The 19351-nt window shown below is 70.8% G+C and carries 23 protein-coding genes and 1 riboswitch; of the genes, 8 read left to right on the forward strand and 15 right to left on the reverse strand.

Annotated elements, in window-relative coordinates:
• Nucleotides 1-5: 5 nt before the first annotated feature.
• Entirely contained in the window at nucleotides 6-803 is a 798-nt protein-coding gene (locus ACIRC0_RS21275) for an IclR family transcriptional regulator (RefSeq protein ID WP_403617685.1), read from the forward strand.
• Nucleotides 804-852: 49 nt separating this feature from the next.
• Here ACIRC0_RS21275 and ACIRC0_RS21280 read toward each other — a convergent pair whose 3' ends face one another.
• The 6 genes from ACIRC0_RS21280 to ACIRC0_RS21305 form a co-directional block, all read right to left on the reverse strand.
• Nucleotides 853-1986, reverse strand: coding sequence for an aromatic ring-hydroxylating dioxygenase subunit alpha (locus ACIRC0_RS21280; protein ID WP_403617686.1), 1134 nt, complete (start codon nucleotides 1984-1986; stop codon nucleotides 853-855).
• A gap of 129 nt (nucleotides 1987-2115) precedes the next feature.
• Nucleotides 2116-3279 (reverse strand): NAD(P)/FAD-dependent oxidoreductase, encoded by a 1164-nt coding sequence (locus ACIRC0_RS21285; RefSeq protein WP_403617687.1) that lies wholly within the window; start codon nucleotides 3277-3279, stop codon nucleotides 2116-2118.
• Nucleotides 3276-3638: a bifunctional 3-phenylpropionate/cinnamic acid dioxygenase ferredoxin subunit gene (locus ACIRC0_RS21290; RefSeq protein ID WP_263228711.1), complete on the reverse strand. Its 363-nt coding sequence runs from the start codon at nucleotides 3636-3638 to the stop codon at nucleotides 3276-3278. Before ACIRC0_RS21290 ends, ACIRC0_RS21285 begins: the two co-directional genes overlap by 4 nt.
• A 244-nt stretch (nucleotides 3639-3882) precedes the next feature.
• Nucleotides 3883-4521: an MBL fold metallo-hydrolase gene (locus ACIRC0_RS21295; protein WP_403617688.1), complete on the reverse strand. Its 639-nt coding sequence runs from the start codon at nucleotides 4519-4521 to the stop codon at nucleotides 3883-3885.
• A complete protein-coding gene (locus ACIRC0_RS21300; RefSeq protein ID WP_403617689.1) occupies nucleotides 4521-5606 on the reverse strand; it encodes an S-(hydroxymethyl)mycothiol dehydrogenase in 1086 nt (361 codons plus the stop codon). The genes ACIRC0_RS21295 and ACIRC0_RS21300 overlap by 1 nt, the downstream gene beginning before the upstream one ends.
• A gap of 204 nt (nucleotides 5607-5810) precedes the next feature.
• Nucleotides 5811-6152 carry a hypothetical protein gene (locus ACIRC0_RS21305; RefSeq protein WP_403617690.1) on the reverse strand — a complete coding sequence of 114 codons (342 nt, stop codon included), beginning with the start codon at nucleotides 6150-6152 and terminating at the stop codon, nucleotides 5811-5813.
• Nucleotides 6153-6602: 450 nt separating this feature from the next.
• Between ACIRC0_RS21305 and ACIRC0_RS21310 the strand changes: the two genes are divergently transcribed.
• The gene (locus ACIRC0_RS21310) at nucleotides 6603-7328 is read left to right on the forward strand and encodes a lysophospholipid acyltransferase family protein (protein ID WP_403617691.1); all 726 of its coding nucleotides are present in this window, start codon (nucleotides 6603-6605) and stop codon (nucleotides 7326-7328) included.
• 75 nt (nucleotides 7329-7403) lie between these two features.
• Here the strand turns inward: ACIRC0_RS21310 and ACIRC0_RS21315 are convergent, their stop codons facing one another.
• From ACIRC0_RS21315 to ACIRC0_RS21350, 8 genes are all read right to left on the reverse strand, one after another.
• The gene (locus ACIRC0_RS21315; RefSeq protein WP_403617692.1) at nucleotides 7404-9002 is read right to left on the reverse strand and encodes an alpha/beta hydrolase; all 1599 of its coding nucleotides are present in this window, start codon (nucleotides 9000-9002) and stop codon (nucleotides 7404-7406) included.
• 139 nt (nucleotides 9003-9141) lie between these two features.
• Nucleotides 9142-9906 (reverse strand): urease accessory protein UreD, encoded by a 765-nt coding sequence (locus ACIRC0_RS21320; RefSeq protein ID WP_403617693.1) that lies wholly within the window; start codon nucleotides 9904-9906, stop codon nucleotides 9142-9144.
• Nucleotides 9894-10571, reverse strand: a complete 678-nt coding sequence (gene ureG / locus ACIRC0_RS21325; protein WP_403617694.1) for an urease accessory protein UreG — start codon at nucleotides 10569-10571, stop codon at nucleotides 9894-9896. The genes ACIRC0_RS21320 and ureG overlap by 13 nt, the downstream gene beginning before the upstream one ends.
• Nucleotides 10572-10882: 311 nt before the next feature.
• A complete protein-coding gene (locus tag ACIRC0_RS21330) occupies nucleotides 10883-11557 on the reverse strand; it encodes an urease accessory protein UreF (protein ID WP_403617695.1) in 675 nt (224 codons plus the stop codon).
• Nucleotides 11557-13278 carry an urease subunit alpha gene (locus ACIRC0_RS21335; protein ID WP_403617696.1) on the reverse strand — a complete coding sequence of 574 codons (1722 nt, stop codon included), beginning with the start codon at nucleotides 13276-13278 and terminating at the stop codon, nucleotides 11557-11559. The genes ACIRC0_RS21330 and ACIRC0_RS21335 overlap by 1 nt, the downstream gene beginning before the upstream one ends.
• Complete coding sequence (locus ACIRC0_RS21340) at nucleotides 13271-13582, reverse strand: urease subunit beta (protein WP_403617697.1); 312 nt, start codon at nucleotides 13580-13582, stop codon at nucleotides 13271-13273. The genes ACIRC0_RS21335 and ACIRC0_RS21340 overlap by 8 nt, the downstream gene beginning before the upstream one ends.
• A gap of 14 nt (nucleotides 13583-13596) precedes the next feature.
• Nucleotides 13597-13899 carry an urease subunit gamma gene (locus ACIRC0_RS21345; RefSeq protein ID WP_103838990.1) on the reverse strand — a complete coding sequence of 101 codons (303 nt, stop codon included), beginning with the start codon at nucleotides 13897-13899 and terminating at the stop codon, nucleotides 13597-13599.
• A gap of 369 nt (nucleotides 13900-14268) precedes the next feature.
• Entirely contained in the window at nucleotides 14269-14544 is a 276-nt protein-coding gene (locus ACIRC0_RS21350) for a type II toxin-antitoxin system Phd/YefM family antitoxin (RefSeq protein ID WP_403617698.1), read from the reverse strand.
• A gap of 166 nt (nucleotides 14545-14710) precedes the next feature.
• Here ACIRC0_RS21350 and ACIRC0_RS21355 point away from each other — a divergent pair, with 166 nt between their 5' ends.
• The 4 genes from ACIRC0_RS21355 to ACIRC0_RS21370 all read left to right on the forward strand — a co-directional run bounded on the left by ACIRC0_RS21355 (nucleotide 14711) and on the right by ACIRC0_RS21370 (nucleotide 17461).
• Entirely contained in the window at nucleotides 14711-15346 is a 636-nt protein-coding gene (locus ACIRC0_RS21355; protein WP_403617699.1) for an ATP-dependent Clp protease proteolytic subunit, read from the forward strand.
• 7 nt (nucleotides 15347-15353) lie between these two features.
• On the forward strand, nucleotides 15354-15659 hold the full coding sequence (locus tag ACIRC0_RS21360) for a hypothetical protein (protein ID WP_263228720.1): 306 nt from the start codon (nucleotides 15354-15356) through the stop codon (nucleotides 15657-15659).
• 316 nt (nucleotides 15660-15975) lie between these two features.
• Nucleotides 15976-16170, forward strand: a riboswitch (cyclic di-AMP (ydaO/yuaA leader).
• Between the two features lie 3 nt (nucleotides 16171-16173).
• Nucleotides 16174-16647: a C40 family peptidase gene (locus ACIRC0_RS21365; protein ID WP_403617700.1), complete on the forward strand. Its 474-nt coding sequence runs from the start codon at nucleotides 16174-16176 to the stop codon at nucleotides 16645-16647.
• Nucleotides 16648-16924: 277 nt separating this feature from the next.
• Entirely contained in the window at nucleotides 16925-17461 is a 537-nt protein-coding gene (locus ACIRC0_RS21370; RefSeq protein ID WP_403617701.1) for a DUF6328 family protein, read from the forward strand.
• Between the two features lie 53 nt (nucleotides 17462-17514).
• Here the strand turns inward: ACIRC0_RS21370 and ACIRC0_RS21375 are convergent, their stop codons facing one another.
• A complete protein-coding gene (locus ACIRC0_RS21375) occupies nucleotides 17515-17976 on the reverse strand; it encodes an ATP-binding protein (RefSeq protein WP_403617702.1) in 462 nt (153 codons plus the stop codon).
• Nucleotides 17977-18227: 251 nt separating this feature from the next.
• On the opposite strand from ACIRC0_RS21375, the gene ACIRC0_RS21380 reads away from it, so the two are divergent.
• Nucleotides 18228-19088 (forward strand): helix-turn-helix domain-containing protein, encoded by an 861-nt coding sequence (locus ACIRC0_RS21380; protein WP_403617703.1) that lies wholly within the window; start codon nucleotides 18228-18230, stop codon nucleotides 19086-19088.
• Between the two features lie 9 nt (nucleotides 19089-19097).
• Complete coding sequence (locus ACIRC0_RS21385) at nucleotides 19098-19316, forward strand: DUF397 domain-containing protein (RefSeq protein ID WP_200422102.1); 219 nt, start codon at nucleotides 19098-19100, stop codon at nucleotides 19314-19316.
• Nucleotides 19317-19351 lie beyond the last annotated feature (35 nt).

Consider the following 19351-nt stretch of genomic DNA (forward strand, 5'->3'; position numbering starts at 1 on the left):
TCACCATGAGCAACTTCAGTCCGGATACCGAAACGAACGGTTCACAGGCCGGCGGGGTGCAGTCCGTCGACCGCGCCATCAGTGTGCTCGAGATCCTGGCCCAGCGCGGCGAGGCGGGCGTCAGCGAGGTGGCCGCCGAGATCGATGTCCACAAGTCCACCGCGTTCCGGCTGCTCGGCGCCCTGGAGGCGCGCGGTCTGGTGGAGCAGTCGGGCGAGCGCGGCAAGTACCGGCTCGGCTTCGGCATCGTACGCCTGGCGGGCGCGGTCACGGGGCGCCTCGACCTCACCCAGCAGGGGCGTCCGGTGTGCGAGCGCCTCGCGGAGGAGATCGGCGAGACGGTCAACATCGCCGTCATGCAGGAGCACTACGCGATCAACCTGTACCAGGTGCGCGGTCCCGCCGCCGTCGCCGCGCACAACTGGGTCGGGGAGCTGACCCCGCTGCACGCCACGTCCAGCGGCAAGATCCTGCTGGCCCACCTGCCCGCCAAGGAGCGCGCCGCGCTGCTGGCGGAGGCCGGCCTGAAGAAGGTGACCCCGCACACGATCACCGCCAGGACGAAGCTGGAGAAGAACCTCGCGGAGGCCCGCGAGCGCGGCTACGCCTGGACGCTGGAGGAGCTGGAGATCGGACTGCACGCGATGGCGGCGCCGATCCGCGACCGCGAAGGGCAGGTCATCGCGTCGATCAGCGCCTCCGGGCCGTCGTACCGGTTCACCGAGGAGCGCATGCACGAGCTCGCTCCGGTGCTCCTCAAGGGCGCGGAGGAGATCAGCCACCGCATGGGGTACCTCGGCTGAGCGTGCTTTCGCGTGCGCGCTGGCCGCGGGCCCTGCGCCTCCCCCAGGGCTACTCCGGCTGCCGGGTGCCGAGGCGCTCGTGCACCCAGTCGTGGAAGGCGCCGATGTGGTGCTCGCTGGGCACGAGCACGCCGCCCTTGGCGTACAGCCGGGAGCTCATACCGGGCTGCGTGCGCTCACAGGCGTCGAAGTCCTGGCGGTTGACGCGGTCGAAGAGCTCCACGGACCGGCTGACGTCCTTGCCGCTCTCCACCACGCCCGGCAGGTAGAGCCAGTCGCACTCGACGATCGTGCGGTCGACCGCCACCGGGTACATGCGGTGGAAGATCACGTGGTCGGGCACGAGGTTGATGAAGACCTGCGGCTTGACGGTGATCGCGTAGTAGCGGCGGTCCTGCTCCTCGGAGACCCCGGGGATGCGGTCGAGGCCCTCGGAGCCGTCGACGGTGAAGCCCTGGATCTCCTCGCCGAACTCGGCGCCGTGGCCGACGTAGTACTGGGCGGCGTAACCGTCCGCGAACTCAGGGAGCACCTCGGTCAGTTCCGGGTGGATCGTGGCGCAGTGGTAGCACTCCATGAAGTTCTCGATGATGAGCTTCCAGTTCGCCTTGACGTCGTAGACGATCCGCTTGCCCACGGCCAGGTTGTCGATGTCGTAGCGCTCGATCGACTCCACGTCGCCGAGGCGGGTGACGACCTCGCCGACGACGTCCTCCTCGAAGGAGGGCGGGTTCTCCGCGAGGCACACCCAGACGTAGCCGAGCCATTCGCGGACGGCCACGCTCACCAGGCCGTACTCGGTGCGGCCGACGTCGGGCATCTTGGTGAGGTTGGGCGCCGCGACGAGCTTGCCGTTCAGGTCGTAGGTCCACGCGTGGTACGGGCACTGGAAGGCGCGCTTGACCTCGCCGGTCTCCTCCGTGCAGAGCTTGGCGCCGCGGTGCCGGCAGACGTTGAAGTAGGCGCGTATGGAGTTGTCCCGGGCGCGGGTGACGAGGATGCTCTCGCGGCCCACGTCGACGGTGCGGAAGGCGCCGGGCTTCGCCAGTTCGGAGGCGCGCGCGACGCAGAACCACATGGTCTCGAAGATGCGCTCCTGCTCCTGGGCGAAGATCCCGGGATCGGTGTAGGAGGTGCCGGGGAGGGTGGCGATCAGGCTGTCCGGCAGGCTTGTCGAGGTCACGCTGCACTCCTCGGGAAACGTCGTGGAAGGGTCGGGCACGCGCCGGGAAGAGCGACTTCGGGCGACGTTGTGTATGAAGCAACGCTGCGTGTCATATGCAACGCAGCATGAGAGGCCGCATCAGCGGTGTCAAGACCTGGCCGTGGTGAACTGCTTGCGCCAACGGGTGAACAGCCTCGGCTGGTTCATCCCGAGCACGGCGACCGGCGTACCGGCCCTGCGGTAGACGGCCAGGAAACTCCGCTCGTCGGTGGCGCCTTCCTCGACCGTCACACTGTCGGCACCGGCGGCATGGCCGACGAACTGGATCTTCACGCCGTACTGGTCGGACCAGAAGTACGGCGGCCGCGGCACGCCCGGCTGCGTCGCGCCGTACGCGAGCAGCGTGGCCACGGCCGCGTCGGGCCGCTCCAGTGCTCCCGTCCAGTGCTCCACGCGCCGGTGGGTTCCGGTGTGCGGGTCGTACCAGTTGGCGCAGTCGCCGACGGCGACCACTCCGGCGAGGCTGGTGCGGCCGTCGGCCCCGCACTTCACGCCGTTGTCGAGCGCGACGCCGGATCCCTCCAGCCACTCGACGCAGGGACGCGCGCCCACACCCACGACGACGGTGTCGGCGGGGATGCTGCGGCCGTCCGCCAGCAGGACGGCGTCCACGCGCCGCTCCCCGCTGAGCCCCTTGACCCCCACTCCGCACAGGAGCCGTACGCCGTGGTCCGTGTGGAGGGCGGAGACGACGCCGCCCATGGTCTCGCCGAGCGGTCCGGCAAGCGGGGTGGGGGCCGCTTCGACCACCGTCACGTCCACTCCGAGGGCGTAGGCGGTGGAGGCGACCTCGGCGCCGATGAATCCGCCGCCGATCACCACCAGCCGTCCGCCGCGGGCCAGGTCGTCGCGCAGGGCGCGGGCGTCGTCCAGGGTGCGCAGCACATGGACGCCGGCGAGGCCCTCGGTGCCGGGCAGCGTGCGCGCGGCCGCACCGGTCGCGATGACGACACCGTCGGCACGGATCTCCCGGCCGTCGGCGAGCCGGATCGCCCGCTCGGCGCGGTCGAGCCCGGTGGCGCGGGTGCCGAGCACCCATTCCGCCTGCAGGTCCTCGTCGTCCCTCTCCAGCGCGAGATCCGCTTCGCCGAGTGTGCCGGCGAGGAACTCCTTGGACAGCGGCGGCCTGTCGTACGGGCGGTGGGGCTCGTCGCCGATGACGACCAGCCGACCGTCGTACCCCCGTTTCCGCAGCGAGCGCGCGGCCGACAGTCCGGCCAGCGAGGCGCCCACCACGGCGACGGTCCTCACGCGGGGCCTCCGGCCAGGCGGGAGGCGATGCAGGGCGGCAGGTTGGGGGCCTCGGTCGACAGCCGGACGTAGATCATGCCGTCCTCGACCAGGACCTCGTGGGTCCGCACCGGCAGCTTGGCCGGCGGGGCGTCCACCGCCCCGGTCCTCAGGTCGAACTTCGAGGCGTGCAGCGGGCATTCCACCTCGCAGCCCTCCAGCCAGCCGTCGGCGAGCGAGGCGTCCTGGTGGGTGCAGGTGTCGTCGATGGCGAAGAGCTCGCCGTCATCGGTGTGGAACACCGAGACCGGCGGGTCGATGTCGAGCCGGTGGGCCTCGCCTCGCGGCAGATCCGCGAGACGGCACGCGGGAATCATCATGACACCTCGGTGCGTATAGCGAAACGGATTGCGATTAGCGCAACGCCAGTCTGCGGGCCGCCCTGAACCGTTGTCAAGGCGTCCAAGGCCCGGGTTGAGCCGGGTCCGCGGCCACTTCTCGGCGCACGCCGAAGCGGCCCCGAAAGCGGAGGTGAGCAGGGGCGAAGGCGTGGCGCAGGGCAGCGACGGCCTCGCCGCCGGCGCCGTCGTGGGACGTCACCGGGGCGAGGCCGTGCAGCGGCGGTCAGAAGCCGCGGTCGATCCACTCCTGAAGGTGCGGCGCTTCGGCGCCGATGGTGGTCGTCTCCCCGTGGCCGGTGTACACGACGATGTCCCCGGGCAGCGCGAGGAGGCGTCGGCCGATCGAGTCGATGATGGTGGGGAAGTCGCTGTACGACCGCCCCGTCGCCCCCGGACCGCCGGCGAAGAGCGTGTCGCCGCTGAAGAGGGCGCCGAGAGCCGGGGCGTACAGGCAGACGGCGCCCGGCGCGTGGCCGGGAGTGTGGAGCACGGTCAGCTCGGCGCCCGCGACCGCCAGGGTCTGCCGGTCGGTCAGTTCCGCGTCGGGCGCCCGGTCCGGATGGGTCTGCTTCCACAGCGGCAGATCGTCGGGGTGCAGGAGGACCGGGGCCCCGGTGCGCTCGGCCAGGGCGGGGGCTGCGTCGATGTGGTCGTTGTGGGCGTGGGTGCACACGATCGCCGTCAGGCGCCGGTCGCCGACGGCGGCGGCGATGGCGGCGATGGCGTCGGCGTCGTGCGCGGCGTCGATGACGATCACCTCGCGGTCGTCGCCGACGATCCACACGTTGTTGTCGACGTCCCAGGTGCCGCCGTCGAGGGTGAACTGCCCGGAGGTGACGAGCCGTTCGATGCGCGCGTCCATCACAGCACCACCACCGAGCGCAGCACGTCGCCGTGGTGCATGCGCTCGAAGGCCTTCTCGACCTCGTCCAGTGCGATGGTCTCGGTGACGAAGGCGTCCAGGTCCAGGCGGCCCTGCAGATAGAGGTCGATGAGCATGGGGAAGTCGCGGGAGGGCAGGCAGTCGCCGTACCAGGACGACTTCAGTGCCCCGCCCCGGCCGAAGACGTCCAGCAGCGGCAGCTCCAGCTGCATCTCCGGGGTCGGTACGCCGACCAGAACGACCGTGCCGGCCAGGTCGCGGGCGTAGAAGGCCTGCCGGTAGGTCTCCGGGCGGCCCACCGCCTCGATGACGACATCGGCGCCGAATCCTCCGGTCAGATCCCGGATCGCCGCGACCGGATCGGTCTCCTTCGAGTTGACCGTGTGGGTCGCGCCCAGCTTCTTCGCGGTGGCCAGCTTGCGGTCGTCGATGTCCACCGCGATGATCTTCGCCGCACCCGCCAGGTTCGATCCGACGACCGCCGCGTCCCCGACACCGCCGCAGCCGATGACGGCCACGCTGTCACCGCGTCCCACGTTCCCGGTGTTGATCGCCGCGCCGATGCCCGCCATCACTCCGCACCCCAGCAGTCCGGCGGCGGCGGCCGACGCAGCCCGGTCCACCTTGGTGCACTGCCCGGCCGCCACCAGCGTCTTCTCGGCAAAGGCACCGATGCCCAGCGCGGGCGACAGCTCCGTGCCGTCGGTCAGGGTCATCTTCTGCTTCGCGTTGTGCGTGTTGAAGCAGTACCACGGCCGGCCGCGCAGACAGGCGCGGCACTGGCCGCACACCGCACGCCAGTTGAGGATGACGAAGTCACCGGGCGCCACGTCCGTGACACCCTCGCCCACCGCTTCCACCACGCCCGCGGCCTCGTGCCCCAGCAGGAAGGGGAAGTCGGCGCTGATGCCGCCCTCGCGGTAGTGCAGATCGGTGTGGCAGACGCCGCAGGCCTCTATCTTGACCAGCGCCTCGCCCGGGCCGGGGTCGGGCACGACGATCGTTTCCAGGCTGACGGGGGCGCCCTTGCCCCGGGCGACGACAGCACGGACCTGGTGAGCCATGGCCACTCCTCGGCTGACAGAAGGTCGATACGTTGCCTATTACGACACGCATCTCGTATCTCGCAACACAGCATCGTGGAGAGCGAAGCAGCGGTCAAGGATCCGTCATGCGATCCGACGGAGGCTGCGAGCGTTGGCCCGGGCACGGGCAGGCCGGATGAACCCGCGAGGCGCTGAGGTGGTGCTGTCGGCTGGTGTGCCCTGTCAGTTCTCCGGTGCCGGCACAGGGGCGTCGGACCGGGTGGAGGCGAGGCTGCCGGGGAGCCGGATCCGTTCTTCGGTCGGGGACCCGGCTGCGCTGGTGTACGCGAACATCGTCCATCCGGGGTAGTCGGGGAGGTTCACGGCCTCGTAGACGAATTCCAGGTCGCCGACGTCGGGGTGCCGGATGTGCTTGGTGCCGCTGTTGTGGAGGCGGACGTCGTGGGCCGACCAGCGCCTGTTGAAGGCGTCGCTGCGGGTCACGAGCTCGCCGATGAGGTCGGTCAGGTGCATGTCGCGGGGGTTGCGGCCGGCCGCTGTGCGCCGGCGGTCCTCGTGGGGCACCCGTTCCTCTGAAGTGACCGGCGCCGATCGGCGCCGCATCAGGTGAGCCGGCCGCCGGCCCTGGCGACGTCGTACTGATCGGCAGCGGTGTGTGCGGGGCCGGCCGACGGCGGTCGAGGGCGGGAGGCCGTCGGCGAGGGCGGTGGCCATACGGCGCACGGCGTTGTTGGAACGTGAGAGGACTCGGACGAGGATGGCCGTGAGAAGCTGATGCCAGGCGATTCAGCAGCGGAACCGGGCAGGTGCGACTGCGCGCCCCTGCCCGCATGACGTGACGTCGACATCGCGCGACTGACCAGGTGTCAGCAAAGTCGGCGAAGGGGCGGCATGAGCCCGACCAAAGGCGGTTACAGATGACTACAGTCGCACCTGGGCCAACCCTCGGGACCCTGGCCTTGACCTGGGAAACGCGCCGGTTTGCAGCCGACATGGCAGAGTGAGGGGCCAGCCGTGTTCTACCACCTGCTCAAATACGTTCTTCTCGGACCGCTGCTGAGACTGGTCTTCCGGCCGCGCATCGAGGGCCTCGAACACGTTCCGGCCCAGGGGCCGGCCATCATCGCCGGCAACCATCTCTCTTTCGCCGACCACTTCCTGATGCCCGCGATCCTCAAACGGCGCATCACCTTCCTCGCCAAGGCCGAGTACTTCACCGGCCCCGGCATCAAGGGCCGGCTCACCGCCGCCTTCTTCCGCAGCGCCGGTCAGATCCCGGTGGACCGCTCCGGCAAGGAGGCCGGGCAGGCCGCGATCCGCGAGGGCCTCGGCGTCCTCGGCAAGGGTGAACTGCTGGGCATCTACCCGGAGGGCACCCGCTCCCACGACGGCCGCCTCTACAAGGGCAAGGTGGGCGTCGCGGTGATGGCCCTCACGGCGAAGGTGCCGGTCATCCCCTGCGCGATGATCGGCACCTTCGAGGCACAGCCCCCGGGCCAGGTCATCCCGAGCATCCACCCCGTGGTGATCCGCTTCGGCAAGCCCCTGGACTTCTCCCGCTACGCCGGCATGGAGAACGAGAAGGCCGTCCTGCGCGCCATCACCGACGAGATCATGTACGCCATCCTCTCCCTGTCCGAGCAGGAGTACGTCGACCAGTACGCGGCGGTCGTCAAGGCGGAGGAGGCGGCGAAGAACGCGGAGCGGGTTCGCAAACTCCCGCGGCTGCCGCTGAGTTGAGGCGCGTCGGCAGACGACGAAGGGGCGGCCGGGCTCGGCCGCCCCTTCGCGCGTGCGTGTGGCGAAGGCCGCGTACTACGGCTTCGGCGTGGCGTGCGGCGCGCACGTCACGTCGGCGCCGTCCGTCCTGCCGGTGAGCAGGTAGGTGTCGACCCGGTTGTTGATGCACGGGTTGACCAGACCGGTCACGCCGTGGGAGCCCGCGTCCTTCTCGATGATCAGGCGGGAGCCCTTGAAGCGCTTGTGGAGCTCGACCGCGCCGTCGAAGGGCGTCGCGGCGTCACGGGTGGACTGCACGATCAGGACGGTCGGCAGGCCCTTGCCGGTCCCCACGTCGACCGGGTTCTGCTGCTTGACGGGCCAGGTGGCGCACGGCAGGTTCATCCATGCGTTGGCCCAGGTCATGAACGGGTAGTCCTTGTTGAGCCGGGTGTTGTCCCGGTCCCACTTGCGCCAGCTCTTCGGCCACTTGGCGTCGGTGCACTCGACGGCCGTGTAGACGGCGTTGCCGTTCTCGGAGGCGATGTTGCCCGCCGTGTCCGACAGGTCCGGCGCCGCCGCGTCGACGAGCGCCTGGGTGTCTCCGGCGACGTACTTGCTGAAGACGGTGGCGACCGGCACCCATGAGGAGTCGTAGTACGGGGCGCTCTGGAAGAAGGAGATCAGCTCGGCCGGGCCGACGACACCCCCGATCGGGCTCTTCTTCGCCGTGGCGCGCAGCTTGAGCCACTTCTCCTGCACCGCCGCGCGGGTCGTGCCCAGGTGGAAGGAGGCGTCGTTCGCGGCGACCCAGTCCTCCCAGTCCTTCCAGCGGCCCTCGAAGGCGACGTCCTGGTCGAGGTTGGCCTCGTACCAGATCTTCTCGCGCGACGGGTTGACCACGCTGTCGACGATCATGCGCCGGATGTGGCCCGGGAAGAGCGTGCCGTAGACGGCGCCCAGGTAGGTGCCGTACGACACGCCCAGGTAGTTGATCTTCTTCTCGCCCAGCGCGGCACGGATGACGTCCAGGTCGCGCGCGGTGTTGGGCGTGGTCATCTGCTGGAGCATGGCGCGGCCGGTACGCTCCAGGCAGCCCTCCGCGTACTCCCGCGCCAGCTTGCGCTGAGCGAGCTTGTCCGCCTCGGAGTCGGGGACCGGGTCCGCCTTGGGCGCCTTCACGAACTCCTGCGGGTCCGCGCAGGAGATGGGCGCGGAGTGGCCGACGCCGCGCGGGTCGAAGCCGACGAAGTCGTACGCCTTCGCCACGTTGGCCCAGACGGGGTTCTTGGTGGTGACCCGGCGCGGGAAGCGCAGTCCGGAACCGCCGGGTCCGCCCGGGTTGTAGACGAGGGCGCCCTGGCGCTCCTGCTTGGTGCCCGTGTTCCCGATGCGGTCGACGGCGAGCCTGATCTGCTTGCCGTTCGGGTGGGCGTAGTCGAGCGGGACGGTCACCCAGCCGCACTGGATGGGCTTCTCCAGCCCCCAGTCGGCCGGGCAGTCCTGCCAGTCGATCCCGTCCTTGGCGGCCCGTGCGGCGGCGATCGCGGCGCCGCGGGCCTCCCGGTCCTGGCCGTGGCGCGCGTCGGCGGTGGCCGACGGTGCCGCCACGGCGCCGGCTATCAGCGTCGCCGTGACGAGCGCCCCCGCAGAGCCGAGCGCGGACGCTCGCCTCGTCGGTCTGATTCCCCTCAAGTGGGACCTCCCCGTACATCGTTGCGATGGGTACGGGGGATCCTTTCGGCTGTGAGCTCCCTGAGAACAGGGGGTATTTGACTTTCTTTACCAATCCGATAACCGGTACAGCGCTGTCCGTTGAGCGGAGAGCCGGGTTTCAGCCAAGTGCGCGCCACGCCTCGTCCAGCGTCCGCCGCAGCCGCAGCGCGTCGGGCGCGACCGCGGTGACGAGGACACCCGGCCCGGCCAGCGGGGTGAGCGCGGCGCACTCCCCGAGCGGCCGTGCCGTCGCCGGCGTTCGCTCGAACTCGGGGCGCACGACGACCAGTTGCCCGAGCGCCCGATGTCCCGCCAGCACGGCGGGCCCGTCCCAGCCACCGGGGGCGCCCGGTCCGCAGGCCACCTCCTGGTCGAGCAGCGGCCGTCCGTCAAGCCGTACGGTGAGACGGCTGGTGAGCCGCCCGGGCTCCTCACCGGCACGCCCGAGGACCTGTTCCTCGCGGAAGACGAGACGGGCGCCCGGCGCGAGGTCGATGCGCGAGGAGACGTACAGCTCGCTTCCGCTGGCCGAAATCAACTGTTCGGGCAGCCAGCGCAGTTCGCCGTCGGCGGCCACATCGAGCCGGACGTCGTAACGGGCCTCGCCCTTCGCCTGACCGGGCAGCGCGATGGTCGCGGCGGCCGATGCGACGTGCAGCAGGGCGCCACTTTCCACCTCGGCCTCCACGGTGAAGTGGTCCCCGCCGAGCGGCCCGCTCATCGCGCCGACGAGCATCACGCGCGCCTCGTCACCCCGCGCCCGCGTCCGCCGCAGCGCGATCGGCCCCTCGCCGGCCAGCACCGGCAGGGCCGTACCGCCGCGGCCGTCGTCCCGGGCCACGATCCGCGCGGTGGCCCGTACCCCCGTGGTCACGCCGCCCATGCGGCGAGCCGCTGCCGCACCCAGTCGGCGACCGCGCCGACACCGGCCTCACCGCGCAACGACTGGAAGACGACGGGCAGCTCGCCCCGCTGCGCCTTGGCGTCGGCGGCCATCCGGGCGAGGTCGGAACCGACGTACGGCGCCAGGTCCGTCTTGTTGACGACGAGCAGATCGGCGGTGGTGACACCGGGACCGCCCTTGCGCGGGATGTCGTCCCCGCCGGCGACGTCGATGACGAAGATCTGCGCGTCGACGAGCCCCTTGGAGAAGGTGGCGGTGAGGTTGTCGCCGCCGGACTCGACGAGGATGAGGTCGAGCGGCCCGACGGCGTCCTCCAGGTCCTCGACGGCTTCGAGGTTGGCGGAGATGTCGTCCCGGATGGCGGTGTGCGGACAGGCGCCGGTCTCGACGGCGGTGATCCGCTCGGGCGGCAGCACGGCCTCCCGCAGCAGGAACTCGGCGTCCTCCCGGGTGTAGATGTCGTTGGTCACGACGGCGAGCGACAACTCGTCCCGCAGGGCCCGGCAGAGCGCGGCGACGGTGGCGGTCTTCCCTGACCCGACGGGCCCGCCGAGCCCGATGCGCAGGGCTCGCCGGGATCCGTCGGGGCGGTCGGCGTCGGCGCTGAGGGCGGAGGGGCCGTCGTGAGTGTGGTCGAGGTGCATAAAGCGGCTCCAGGTTTTCATGGCTGAGGTCGAACGAAGCTCTGAGGACGGCGCCTTCTCAGCCGGGTCAGGCACCACCGGCCCGTCTGGGGGCTGCCGCCTGCTCGAAGAGCTTGGGGGTTCCCCCTGCTCGAAGAGCTTGGGGGTTCCCCTGCTCGAAGAGCTTGGGGGTTCCCCCTGCTCGAAGAGCTTGTTGGAGGACTAGGCCGTTCAGGCCGGCGGGGTCCAGGGGACGGAGCCCCTGGCGGGGTAGCAGGGGCGGAGCCCCTGGGGGACGGGAATGGGCAGGGGTGGCGGGGGCGACAAACCTCCTAGGACGCGAACAGGCGCACGGGCCAGGCGGCATGCGCCTCAGCGCCGATCTCCAACAACGGCGCCGAACCCGCGGGCAGCCTCTCGACCCCGTCGTCGAGCACGCGCCGACCCGCCTCCACCGCCTGATCGGCAACACGATCGAGCTCCGGCGCGAGCCGAGCCAGAACCGCCGTGGCGTCGAACGGATCGAGACTCAACAACCGCACGACAGCGGTCGACGGCCCGCTGACACTCTCATAGGCCGAGCAGTACGCCGCATCCTCGGCCCCCAGCCCTGCCGCGCGCGCCGTCACCCCCAGGACAACTGGCTGATGCGCCCCCTTGGGGAACGCGTGCGCAAGAGCGTCCAGTTCCCCGGAGGGCCATGTCGCCCGGGCGGCCCGCATCAGCTGCCGACCCAGCCTGCGCGCGGTGACGCGCAGCGCGGCCGACGGCGTACGGGCGTCCGCCGCGGCGTCGAGCAGGGCCGGGTCCACACCGAGCGCGGCCGCCGCGGCCAGCGAGGCGGACACCAGCCCGGCCGTGTGCAGCCGCCCGCGGCAGAAGTCCTCGAGGCTCGCGGCCCCGGTGATCCGTCCCGCGCGGACGGCCGCCTCGGCCCCGCCGGAGTGGGCGTGCCCTCCGGCGGGGAAGCGGCCGTCTGCCAGGACGAGAAGCGCTGCCCGGGACATCAGAAGAGGAAGTAGCGCTGGGCCATGGGCAGTTCGGAGGCGGGTGTCGCCTCGACCAGCTCGCCGTCGATGTGGACGGCGAAGCTGTCCGGGTCGACCTCGACCCGCGGCCGGGCGTCGTTCTCGCGCATGTCCGCCTTGGTGACGCCGCGCGTCGACTCGATGGCCACGAACCTCTTCCCCAGTGCCAGCCGCTCCGGCAGCCCGTCCTCGATCGCGAGCGGCGCCACGAAGTTGAACGAGTTCGACGCGGGCGCGCGCCCGATCGCCCCGTACATCGGGCGCGGCAGGATCGGCTGTGGGGTCGGGATGGACGCGTTGGCGTCACCCATCTGGGCGTACGCGATCTGCCCGCCCTTGATCACGAGCTGCGGCTTGACGCCGAAGAACGCGGGCTCCCACAGCACGAGGTCGGCGAGCTTGCCCGTCTCGACGGACCCGATCTCGCGGGCGAGGCCCTGGGCGAGAGCCGGGTTGATCGTGTACTTGGCGACATAGCGGCGTACGCGGTGGTTGTCCGCGCGGCCGTCGCCCGGCAGCGCGCCCCGCCGTCGCTTCATCACGTGGGCGGTCTGCCAGGTCCGCAGGACGACCTCACCGACGCGCCCCATGGCCTGGGAGTCGGACGAGATGATCGAGATGGCGCCCAGGTCGTGGAGGATGTCCTCCGCCCCGATCGTGGACGGCCGGATCCGTGACTCGGCGAAGGCGAGGTCCTCCGGCACGGCGGGGTTCAGGTGGTGGCAGACCATCAGCATGTCGAGGTGTTCCTCGGCGGTGTTGACGGTGAACGGCCGGGTCGGGTTGGTGGAGCTGGGCAGCACGTGCGGCTCGGACACCACGGTCATGATGTCCGGCGCGTGCCCCCCGCCCGCGCCTTCGGTGTGGTAGGCGTGGATGCCCCGGCCGTTGATCGCGGCGAGGGTGTCACCGACGAACCCGGCCTCGTTGAGCGTGTCCGTGTGGATGGCGACCTGGATGCCGGTGCGGTCCGCGACGGTCAGGGCGGCGTCGATGACGGCGGGTGTGGAGCCCCAGTCCTCGTGCAGCTTCAGGCCGAGGGCGCCGCCGCGGATCTGCGAGAGCATCGCGTCGTGCGAGACGGTGTTGCCCTTGCCGAGCAGGCCGATGTTGAGCGGATAGCCCTCCATCGCCTCCAGCATCCGGGCGAGGTGCCAGGGGCCGGGCGTGACGGTGGTCGCCTTGGAGCCCTCGGCGGGTCCGGTGCCGCCGCCGACCAGCGTGGTGATACCGGCGGCGAGGGCCTCGTCGGCGATCTGGGGGCAGATGAAGTGGACATGCGCGTCGATGGCACCGGCGGTGAGGATGCGGCCGTTGCCGGCGATGATCTCCGTCTCCGGGCCGAGGACCAGGTCGGGGTGCACCCCGTCCATGGTGTCCGGGTTGCCCGCCTTGCCGATGGCCGTGATGCGGCCGTCGCGGATGCCGACGTCCGCCTTGACGATGCCCCAGTGGTCGATGATGACGACGCCGGTGATGACGGTGTCGGGGGTGCCGTCCGCGCGGGTGGCGCGGGACTGGCCCATGGATTCCCGGATGACCTTGCCCCCGCCGAACACGGCCTCGTCACCGGCGAGCCCGGGACCGCCGGAGAGATCCTCCTCGATCTCGATCAGGAGGTCGGTGTCGGCGAGCCGGATGCGGTCCCCGGTGGTCGGGCCGAACAGGTCGGCGTACGCGGCGCGCGAGATCTCAGGCATCGAGGGCACCTCCGGTCTCCCCGCGCAGTCCGGGCACGACACGGGCTCCGGCGAGCGGGACGAGTTCGACGTCCACCGGGATGCCGGGCTCGAAGCGCACGGCGGTCCCGGCGGCGATGTTCAGCCGCTTGCCGCGCGCGGCGGCCCGGTCGAAGTCCAGACCGAGGTTGGCCTCGGCGAAGTGGTAGTGGGAGCCGACCTGGACGGGCCGGTCGGCGGCGTTGAGGACGGTGAGCCGGGTGACCTCGCGGCCCTCGTTGTAGACGATCGGGCCCTGATCGAACAGGATTTCTCCGGGAATCATGCGGCCTCCCCCCGTCAGACGATCGGGTCGTGGACGGTGACGAGCTTGGTGCCGTCCGGGAAGGTCGCCTCGACCTGGACGTCGTGGATCATCTCGGGGACGCCCTCCATGACGTCGTCCCGGGTGAGCAGCTTGCGCCCGGAGGCCATGAGCTCGGCGACGGTACGTCCGTCCCGTGCGCCTTCGAGGATGTGCGACGTGATGAGCGCGACCGCCTCGGGGTGGTTGAGCTTCAGCCCGCGGGCCCGGCGCTTCTCGGCGACGTCGGCCGCCACATGGATCAGCAGCCTCTCTTGCTCGTGCGGGGTCAGTTGCACGTCCCACCTCACAGTCCTCGCTCCGGACCGTGCGGGGCCCGGTTGCCGCAGCCACGGGGCAAAATCCCTGGTGGCGTGGAGGGGCAGGCTAATTGCACCGGGTTTCGAGCACGTTAACCGAGGACCTGCGGCAACTGGGCCGGGCGCGAGTCCGGCGCGTCGCTCGCCGAGCGCGGGAGAAGCCGGCGACGCGGCACCGCTCGCCGAGCCCGGGTCCGGGTCCGACGACGCGCCGTCCATCGGCCCCTGGACCTTCCTGCAGGGCCTTCGCCCGCCGTCAGGAGCACTCGGCCTCGGCCCCCGTCAGGAGCCGCCCGGCCCCCCGCCCGGCCCCCGGCCCCCGTCAGGAGCACCCGGCCTCCGGCCCCGTCAGGAGGCGTCCGGCCGCCGGTGTTCCGCAGCGATGCCGAAGCGGTGGCGTTCGCGGGGGGCCGAGCCGGCCTCGCGGACGCTGGAGACCGAGCTGACCACCTGCTCCTCCGCGGCGTCCAGCTCGGCGAGCCGCTCGAGGTCGGCGGCGGAGACCAGGGCGACGAGAGGCTTTCCGTGCCGCGTCACGACGACGCGCTCGCCGCCGTACACCACGCGGTTGATCAGATCGGCGAGCTCAGCCCTGGCTTGCGTCACCGGAATCTCGTAGGCCATGACGTCCAGCTTAGACCGAGGCCTCCACCGGCCTCCCGCGCTGGAAGCGGGGCCGTGGGTGGACTCGATCCGACGCGCAGCCGTTTTCGCCGACAGCATGCTTCCCACCGAGGAGAACGTACATCCTGTACATTTTTTACGGAGCCAGCCCGAGGAGGCGCATGTCATGAACCGACCGTCCGCCCGCCATGTCCTGCCCGAGTTCACCGAACGCACCGGCTACGGCCACCGGACCCTCGATCCGTACGCGAAGCTTCTCGAGGAGCGGATCGTGTTCCTCGGAACGCCGGTCGACGACACGTCGGCCAACGACGTGATGGCGCAGTTCATGCACCTGGAGTACCTGGACCCGGACCGGGACATCTCGCTGTACATCAACTCCCCCGGCGGCTCCTTCAGTGCGATGGCCGCCATCTACGACACAATGCAGTACGTCGGCTGCGACGTGGAGACGATCTGCCTCGGACAGGCGGCGTCCGCCGCGGCCGTCCTGCTCGCCGGGGGCACACCCGGCAAGCGGTTCGCGCTGCCCGGCGCCCGTATGGTCATCCACCAGCCGTCCCTGCCGGAGCCCGTTCAGGGGCAGGCCAGTGACCTGTTCATCCAGGCCGAGGAGCTGACGCGGATCCGCGGCCGCCTGGAGGAGATGCTCGTCCGGCACACCGGGCAGAGCCCGGAGCGGATCGCCGCCGACCTCGAGCGGGACACGATCTTCGACGCGCCGGCTGCGGTGGAGTACGGCCTGATCGACCGCGTCATCCCGAGCCGCAGGGCCGCGCGCACCGCACCCGGCGCGAGGTGAGCCACGGATGCTGCCACCGGAACTGCCCCCGCTGCCGGCGCTGACCCGGGCCGAGGCGGAGTTGATCGACCGTTATCTCGACGTGGTCGACCTGCTCGGCCGTATCAACCCGGCACACTCCGGGGACACCTACCGTGGCCTGCGCGCCGCCCAGGCCCTGGTGACCAAGGCGACGGCGCTGCGCGAGGCGCTGACGCTGATGCACCAGCGCGGGGAGAACGAACTGCACGGGCCGACCCTCGCCCGGGCCCTCCGCGTCCTCGACGGCGAGCGCCGCGCGGCCCGCGTCACAGTGCCGCCGGACCCGGGCTGACGGAGAGTGAGCGCTCCGCGGACGGCGGGCGGTTGCCCGTGCGGGCCGAACGGGGTACCGCCGACTGGGTAGTTCTCGCTCCTCCCGGAGGCCCGGAGAAGTCGCACAACGTGTGGAGCGCCAAGGCGGAATGATCTACTCCGATGCAGGTCCCGGGCCTCGCCAGCTCTCCCAACACCCTTCGAACAAAAGGTTGTCCACCCGAACGGGCGAGTGGTGAGTAATGCCACAAACCCCCGATTCCGTTGTGATTTTCCGACGCCTTTAGGTGAAGATCCCTTCCTGACGACAAGCCCCCGCCACCGCGGCGGGGCGGTCCGGGCGGACGCCGAGTCCTGCCGCCGCCCGGACGACCGGTCGACAGGAGTGGATCGGCAGGAGTGGAGGACCCAGCAAGGCGGGCCACCGGAGAGATCCGGGGGTCCTTGGGGTGAAGCCGCGTCAGCGGCCGGGCTACTTCGCCAGCCCGAATCCGACAGGTAATCCTTCACAGGCGGCTGACGAAGGGTTGCGCATGACTGCGCTCAATCGAGTCCCGTCGCTGCTGGGCCGGGCCGGAACGGCCTCCGCCCTCACCATCGCCGCCGTCGGCGGCAGCATCGCGGTCCCCGGCATCGCCTCCGATGCGTCCGCCGTGACCCCTGCGACGAAGGCACTGCAGGTCGCGGCGGCCAAGAAGGGATCCCCCTACCAGTACGGCGCCGCGGGACCGCGTCGCTTCGACTGCTCCGGGCTGACGCTGTACGCGTTCAAGAAGGCGGGCAAGACCCTGCCCCGGACGGCGGCGGCGCAGTACAACAAGACGCGGCACATCTCCGCCTCCCAGCGGCAGGCCGGGGACCTGGTGTTCTTCCACTCGGGCCGGAACGTCTACCACGTGGGCATCTACGCCGGGAAGGGCAAGATCTGGCACTCCCCGAAGACCGGGGCGGTGGTCAGGCTGGAGAAGATCTGGACGAAGAGCGTCTGGTACGGCCGCGTCCGCTGAGGCCGTACGGCGGGGGTGACGGCGCTTGCCTGCCGTCACCCCGACGCGCTCCAGACTCGCGAAGCCCACCGGGCGCAGAGGGCGCGCAGGGCACATGGCTCACAAAGGGCTCACAGTGCGCTGGAACCGCCATAGGTGCGGCGCGCGAACGTGTCGCGGACGCCTGCGCCCGTCACCCCCAGGAGCGGTCGTGAGGAGCGTCCGTCCTCACACGGACGTATGAGGAGTGGACGCCCGGGGCGGGCGTGAGCAGGTGGGAAGCGGATACTCGTTGACCATGGCCGATCGACCTCCCGAGCAGGCACGACGTGAGACCCCCCTGGAGCGTGCCGACCGCAACTTCGCCGAGTTGCTGCAGGAGCTGCGGGTCACCCAGACAGGGGTGCAGATCCTGTTCGCGTTCCTGCTGACGCTGGCCTTCACTCAGCGCTTCCCGACCCTGGACACGGTCCAGCGCGCCACCTATGTGACGACGCTCCTGCTCGCCATGCTGGCCGCGGCCCTGTTCACGGCGCCCGCCGCACTGCACCGGTCGCTGTTCCAGCAGAACGCCAAGCCCGCCATCGTGAAGGTCTCCTCCCATCTGGCCACGATCGGGATGGGCGTGCTGATGCTGGCGTTCACCGGATCGGTCCTGCTCGTGGTGGACGTGTCCCTCGGCCGCTGGGCCGGGATCGCGGCCGGCGCGGGCACGCTGCTGGTGTGCGTGGCACTGTGGCGCGTCCTGCCCTGGGTGGTGCGGCGCGCGGTCGTGGCACCGCGGCGGGCTTCCGGAGCGCCGGAGAAGCGAGAGCCGTCCGAGGGGCACCGGTGAGCGCCGGGTCCTCGGCGGCGGTGCGCACGGCGGCGGCCCGGCGCGAGCGCCGTTCACGCTCCCCCCGGTCCCGGTGACGCCGCGACCGGCTGCATCGGCTTCGTCCACGGCAGTTCGATCGCGACCGTCTTGCCGCCCTCGCGCGTGGGCCGCACGCTCAGCTTCCCGCCGCACTCGGCGGTCAGGCACCGGATGATCACCATGCCCCGCCCGTTGTCCTGCTGCACGGCCGCCGGCAGGCGCTTGGGGAAGCGCGGGTGGCTGTCGGTGACCCCGATGCGCAGTAACTCGTCCCGGTCGAGCGCGATGTCGACCGTGAACGTGGGCGACTGCCCGAGGGTGTGCTGCACGGCGTTGGTGGCGAGTTCGGAGACGATCAAGCGGACGGTGTCGGCGACTTCGGCGTCGCCGGGCATCCCCCATTCGACGAGGACGCTCGAGACGTATTTTCGGGCGGCGGAGACCGAGGCGGGATCGCTCGGCAGAGTGACGGATGCTTCCTGATGGTCTGCCATGGCGACGTCGTCCCTTTCCTACGGGACCGGAGTCCGACACGGAGCGGTTGGTACGAGTAACGGTCCCGGACTTGGTGCTGCGCGCCAGCCTGCCACCACCTGGGCCCTGTCGGGCCCGATCCCCCGAGATATGCATATATCTGTCGCTCGAAGCGGTGAACTCTGCGACGACCGAGCGAGTTTGGGGTGCGCTCGGGCTCATCCTCTACCGTCTCGCCCTGAGACCGCGCGCCGTGCGGAAGGAGTCGGCCATGCAGTACGGACCAGCGGTGCGCCGCCGCAAGCTCGGCGCCGAATTACGCGCCCTGCGCGCCCGGGCGGGGCTCACGAGCGGGGAGGCGGCCGGCCTCGTCGGCTGGCACCAGTCGAAGGTGAGCCGGATCGAGACGGGCTCCAGCGGGGTCAAGCCGGCGGACGTACGCCTGCTGCTGGACGCGTACGACGTCCAGGATCCCGAGTTGCGGGACCTGCTGCTGGTGCTGGCGGGCTCGGAGGACGGCGGCGGCCGGCAGAACTGGTGGCACGCCTACCGCGGGGTGCTTCCGCCGACCTACCGGGATTTCATCAGCCTGGAGTCCCAGGCGAGCGGCATGCGCACCCTGGAGACGTCCGTGGTGCCGGGCCTGCTGCAGACGCCCGAGTACGCCCGGGCCGTGACCCGGGCCGCCGTCGGCACCCTGGAGGACGCCAAGCTGGACGCCCTGGTGGAGGTGCGGCTGGCCCGCCAGGACGTGCTGCGCGCGGATCCGCCCCTGGAACTGAGCGCGGTCCTGGACGAGGCGGTGCTGCGTCGGGAGATCGGCGGGCCGGGGGTCATGGCGCGGCAACTGAGGCGCCTGCTGGAGGCGGCCCGGCTGCCCCAAGTACGGCTTCAGATCCTGCCGTTCACCGCCGGGGCCCACATCGGTATCACCGGGCCTTTCGTTATCTTCTCATTTCCGAGCAGATCCGATCTGGATGTAGTCGTTCTCGACCACTTGACGAGTAGCCTCTATCTCGAGCGGAAAGAAGACCTCCAGGCCTACAGCGAGGCCTTCACGTCCCTTCAGATCCACGCCCTTTCGCCCGAGGAATCGTTGGATTACATCGCCGCGTTGGCCGGCGACGCGTAAGGAGGCATCATGTCAGCCCCCCACATCCCTTCCAGCACCTGTCTCGACGGTGTGCGGTGGTTGCGCAGCAGCCGTAGTACGGGAATGAACAACTGCGTCGAGACCGCCCGTCCGGGCCCCGGTCCCTGGGCCGGACGGGTGGCCGTACGCGACTCCAAGAAGGTGACCGGACCGGCCCTGACGTTCAGCCCCGAAGCGTGGAAGGAGTTCCTGAAAGGGCTGAACTGACCACGTCCATCGGTGGAAATCGGCGGTGAGTGAGC

The organism is Streptomyces sp. NPDC093984 (assembly GCF_044764595.1).
Classification (GTDB): domain Bacteria; phylum Actinomycetota; class Actinomycetes; order Streptomycetales; family Streptomycetaceae; genus Streptomyces; species Streptomyces cynarae.